Below are 956 nucleotides of genomic sequence, written 5' to 3'. Positions count from 1 at the left end.
AAGCCGGCAAGGCCGACGAGGTCGTGGTGGTATCGGTGGGTCCGGCCAAGGCCGAAGAGACGTTGCGCACGGCACTTGCCATGGGCGCCGACCGGGCGATCCTGGTCGAAACCGACGACCAGGTCGAGCCGCTCGCTGTCGCCAAGATCGTCAAGGGTGTGGCGGAAGCCGAACAGCCGGGCCTGATCATCGTCGGCAAGCAGGCGATCGATGACGATTCGAACCAGACCGGCCAGATGCTGTCGGCATTGCTCGGCTGGGCTCAGGGCACCTTCGCCTCCAAGGTCGAGATCGGCGATGGCAAGGCAACGGTAACCCGCCGCCGCCACCTCGGTCGGCAAGAACGTGCTGCCGCGGGTGGCTGCCCTTCTCGACGTTGTCCAGGTCTCGGAAATCACCGAAGTTGTCTCTTCCGACACTTATCGGCGTCCGATCTATGCCGGCAATGCCATCCAGACGGTACAGACGACAGAGGCGAAGAAGGTGATCACCGTGCGCACCGCCTCGTTCGCCTCGGCCTCCGAGGGCGGCTCTGCCTCGGTCGAGACGATCGCGGCTGCAGCCAACCCCGGTCTTTCGAGCTTCGTTGCCGATGCGCTGTCGTCGTCGGATCGTCCGGAACTGACGTCGGCCAAGATCATCATCTCGGGCGGGCGCGCACTCGGCTCGGCGGAGAAGTTCAAGGAAGTCATCCTTCCGGTTGCCGACAAGCTCGGTGCTGCCGTCGGTGCATCGCGCGCGGCGGTCGACGCCGGCTATGCCCCGAACGACTGGCAGGTCGGCCAGACCGGCAAGGTGGTCGCCCCCGATCTCTACATCGCCTGCGGCATCTCCGGTGCGATCCAGCATCTGGCCGGCATGAAGGACAGTAAGGTCATCGTCGCCATCAACAAGGACGAGGAGGCACCGATCTTCCAGGTCGCCGACTACGGCCTCGTCGCCGACCTGTTCGAAGC

Annotated in this window: 2 pseudogenes; both read left to right on the top strand. The window is 65.1% G+C overall.

The features are described 5' to 3' along the window. Window positions 1-320 (top strand): annotated as a pseudogene (locus tag BLJAPNOD_RS07065) (electron transfer flavoprotein subunit beta/FixA family protein); the annotation flags it as partial. Next, a pseudogene (locus BLJAPNOD_RS07060) lies at window positions 319-956 on the top strand (FAD-binding protein); the annotation flags it as partial. The pseudogenes BLJAPNOD_RS07065 and BLJAPNOD_RS07060, both read left to right, overlap by 2 nt.

This window comes from Ensifer sp. M14 (genome assembly GCF_003355565.1).
GTDB lineage: Bacteria > Pseudomonadota > Alphaproteobacteria > Rhizobiales > Rhizobiaceae > Ensifer.
The sequence above is the reverse complement of the archived record's forward strand: the minus strand, read 5'-3'. Positions and strand labels throughout refer to the sequence as shown.